This is a genomic window from Longimicrobiaceae bacterium (assembly GCA_035696245.1).
GTDB lineage: Bacteria > Gemmatimonadota > Gemmatimonadetes > Longimicrobiales > Longimicrobiaceae > DASRQW01.
In genome coordinates, this window is record DASRQW010000061.1 from 1 (window position 1) to 4,104 (window position 4,104).

3 protein-coding genes are annotated in these 4,104 nt (G+C 73.7%); 2 read left to right on the forward strand and 1 reads right to left on the reverse strand.

The features are described 5' to 3' along the window. Positions 1-546: hypothetical protein (locus tag VFE05_02920; protein ID HET6229002.1), on the reverse strand; the 546-nt coding region annotated here is incomplete at its 3' end. A 773-nt stretch (positions 547-1,319) separates the two neighbouring features. Here VFE05_02920 and VFE05_02925 point away from each other — a divergent pair. Both VFE05_02925 and VFE05_02930 read left to right on the forward strand, forming a co-directional pair. Next, entirely contained in the window at positions 1,320-1,856 is a 537-nt protein-coding gene (locus tag VFE05_02925) for a hypothetical protein (protein ID HET6229003.1), read from the forward strand. A gap of 452 nt (positions 1,857-2,308) precedes the next feature. After that, positions 2,309-4,104, forward strand: a 1,796-nt coding sequence (locus VFE05_02930; protein ID HET6229004.1) for a DEAD/DEAH box helicase, incomplete at its 3' end; no start/stop codon positions are given.

Here is a 4,104-nt window from a genome sequence, read left to right on the forward strand (position 1 = left end):
CGCCATCCCCTCGACGAACCAGCCGGGGACGTCGAAGCGGCGCGCCGCCGCCTCCAGCCCGCCGCCCGCGCGGCCCACGCCGGTGATGTCGTACTGGAAGGCGTGCACCAGCTCGTGGCCCAGCACGTGGTTCGTCTCCTCGTACGAGCCGGCCAGCGGCAGGATCACGCGCTGCTTGAACGCCTCGGTCACGCCGCCGGTGCCCTCGTCGATGTCGCCGCCCAGCGCCGCCGTCTGCTGGAAGTGCGGGTGGCTGGCGTACAGGATGACGGGCTGGCGCTGCTGGAACTCGTGGTCGAGGATGCGCGTGTAGCGCGCGTACCACCGCTCGGCCATGCGGGCGGCGTCGCGCGTGGCGACCTCTTCCTCGGGGTAGTAGTAGATGTCGAAGTGCGGCGTCTTGAGCACCCGGAAGTCGAAGGTGCGGTACAGCACCTTGTTGCGTCCGAAGTACTGGCCCTCCAGGCGGGCGGGCGCGGCGCCCAGCGCGGCCAGACCCAACCCCAGCATGGCGAGCCGTGCGGACCTGCGAGCGAAAGCGGACATTGGAACTCCTGACCGGTGTGTTTGGGTTCTCCGCCGCGAAGCTCCCCGTCCGGAGGGCCTCCGCGCACTCTGCTCCCCTCCCGCGCGGGCGGCCGCCGGAGCCTGGCGCGCCGCCTCCCCTAGCCTGCCCTCCACCCGTGACCGCCCCGCGCGCGGCGCACCGCCGGCGTGAGCCCGCACCGCCCCGCGTACAGCTTCCCTCCACACAACGCGCCGCCCGTCCACGGCGTGACGCCCGCCGCGCATCTCCCTCACCCGCAGGGCATCTCACGGAAGGATCACGCTCCCCCGGCGAGGTTCGGGCCGAAGAACCCGTCCACGGCGTCGCGCCTCCGCCGGCTGGGCCGACGGATGTTCGCAGCACGTTGATGGGCGCAGCCGCGGAATCATCACCGCGCAGCGCGTGCCGCCGTCACCGTGGACGGGCGCTGCTCTGTCCTTCGTGGGACCGGGCGCGGAAAGCGCACCTTCGGGACGGATCCGGCGTCGGCCGCGCGCCATAGACCGCACCTCCGGCAGACGGGCCGCGAGGCGCCGGGTGCAAGAGTCGCGCCTTGTGCGGGCGACGCGCGGACCGTGCGTTTTCCCTGTCCCCGCGTGCGATTTCCCGCGGGTTCGCCGCGCATCTCCCGTGTCCCGCCACGAGCCACCGTCGGTCGCCCCGGGCCCCCACGCGGACCATGGCGCGGGCGGGGTGGTCCGCCGCTTGCTCCGCTCCCGCGCCGGACGGACGTGCGCCGTGCGCGCCCGAAGGCTGGCCAACGGGAGGGACCGTGGACGTGAACGAACCGGCCGCGCTGGCCGAGCGCGAAGCCGCCGCCGGCCACGCGCTGGCGGCCTACCGCGAGCGCCGCCGCCGCCGCCGCGGCGAGGACACCTACTTCGGCAGCGCCGAGTGCCTGCTGGGCCCCCAGGAGACTGACGCGCCGCCCTCGGAAAGGTCACGCCGCCGCATCGAGGTCATGAACGAGGCGGCCGAGGCGGGCATGCCCGGCGACCTGGCCGACCTGCTCTACGAGGTGGCGCTCGAAGAGGGGGTGGATCCCGCGCTGGCCTACGACCTGGTTCGCTCCGGCCTGGGCGTGTGCCCCCCGGCAGAGGGGCTGCTCAACGCGCCCGAGCACCCCACCACCGACAAGTACCGGCCCGAGTGGCTGACCGAGCCCATCCCGCCGGACATCCTGCTGCGCGAGCGCATGCTGCGGCTGTCGTTCCGGCGCCTGCGCAGGCTGCTGGAGTCGCACGACAGCCCGGACGAGGCGTTCAGGGCGTTCGCGCGCGAGCCGGACGTTGGGCAGATGGGCTACTGAGGCGCTGGTGCGGCGGGCCGTTCCGGAGCCGCGCGGCGATACGGCCTGCCGCCCGTCTCCTGCACGGGGTCGGGGAGCCTCCTCCTCCGGCGGGGCGATACTGCCTGCCCCGCCTGCGTCCGGGGTCTCCCCGCCCGCGGAACGAGCCTGCCGATACTACTGACAGTCTCGTTCCGCACCACGTTTGTACGGGTACGGCGGAAGGTGCCGCCTGGGATCTCTCCCGGTCGTCGCCCTGCCGGCGGCAGACGCGAGAATGCGGACGTGCCCCTCGGGCACCGCACACCGGCCGAGGCGCTGGGACCGACGCGGGCATGCCGGCGGGGAGCTTTCGGGGCTCCTCCGAAGCACGAAAATCGGCCCGAGGGCTGGCCGTGGCGGGCGTTTGCCGCGACATTCAACGGTTGTGGTGCGGGGCGGCGGGGTGAAATCATGTCGAGAGAGGACGTACAGTGGCTGACGAGGCAGTGGAGAACGAGACCGTTTCCGGCGGCGGCGAGGCCGCGGCGGACGGGACGGTGGCGGATAACGGGACCGCGGAGCACGACGCGGCGGCCCCGGCCGGGGGCGCGACGAGCGCGGCCGCGGCCCAGGACCGCACGGAGTACGACGAGGATGTGGACGACGACGAGGACGGCGGGGCGGCACAGGACCGGCCCGCGGGGAACACGGCGGCGGGCAACGCGGAGGAAAGCGGCGTGACGTTCAAAGACCTGGGCCTGAGCGGAGAGGTGCTGGCGGCCCTGGAAGCGCTGGGCTACGAGGAGCCCACCCCCATCCAGACGCAGGCCATCCCCATCCTGCTGGAAGGCCGCGACGTGATCGGGCGGGCGGCCACGGGCACGGGCAAGACCGCGGCGTTCGCGCTGCCGCTGGTGGAGCGCATCCGCCCGGACCGCTCGGGCGTGAAGGCGCTGATCCTTGCGCCCACGCGCGAGCTCGCCGTGCAGGTCGCCGAGGCCGTGCACAAGTACGGCGCGAGGCGCCGCGTGAGCGTGCTGGCCGTGTACGGCGGACAGCCCATCGAGCGGCAGCTGCAGCCGCTGCGCCGCGGCGTGGACGTGGTGGTGGGCACCCCCGGCCGCATCCTGGACCACATCCGCCGCCGCTCGCTGGACCTGTCGAACGTGGACTACGTGGTGCTCGACGAGGCCGACGAGATGCTGGACATGGGCTTCATCGAAGACATCGAGGCCATCCTCACCGAGACGCCCGCGGCCCGGCAGACGGCGCTCTTCTCGGCCACCTTCCCGCCCCGCATCGCGGATCTGGCCAAGCGCCACATGCGCGACCCGGAGCGCATCACGGTGAAGGCGGCGCCCATGGAGACGCCGCTGGTGCGCCAGGTGGCGTACACGGTGCCGCGCCCGTACAAGCTGGAGGCGCTGGGCCGCATCCTGGACCTGGAGGCGCCCACCTCGGCCATCATCTTCTGCCGCACGCGCAACGAGGTCGACGAGCTGAACGAGGCGCTCACCGTGCGCGGCTACCGGCCCGAGGCACTGCACGGCGGGCTGAACCAGACGCAGCGCGACCGCGTGATGCGCCGCTTCCGCGACGGCACGGCCGACCTGCTCATCGCCACCGACGTGGCGGCGCGCGGGCTGGACGTGGAGCACGTGAGCCACGTCTTCAACTACGACATCCCGCAGACGCCCGAGGCGTACGTGCACCGCATCGGCCGCACGGGCCGCGCGGGGCGCGAGGGCACCGCCATCAGCATCGTGCAGCCGCGCGAGCGGCAGCTCATGCGGGCCATCGAGCGGCTGGTGGGCCGGCCCATCGAGCACGCACGCGTGCCCACCGCGGCCGACCTGCGCTCGCGCCGGCTGGAGCTGCTGCGCTCCGCCATCCGCGAGACGCTGGAGGAGAACGACTTCGAGATGTACCGCGAGGCCATCTCCCCGCTGGCCGAGCAGTTCGACGTGCTGGACGTGGCCGCCGCCGCCGCCAAGCTCGCCGCCGACGCCAGCCGCGGCGAGGAGCCCGAAGCCGAGACGGAGATCCCTGAGTGGGAACCCCGCCGCGACGACCGTGGCGACCGGGGGCCCAACCCGCGGCGCACCGGACGCACGGATGGCCCCGCGCGCGGCGGCGGGCGGCGCTCGAACGCCAACATGACGCGCCTGTTCATCAGCGTGGGCGCGCGGCGCGGCATCCGCCCCGGCGACATCGTGGGCGCCATCGCGGGCGAGGCGCGCATCCCCGGCGACAGCATCGGGGCCATCGAGATCGCCGACCAGTTCTC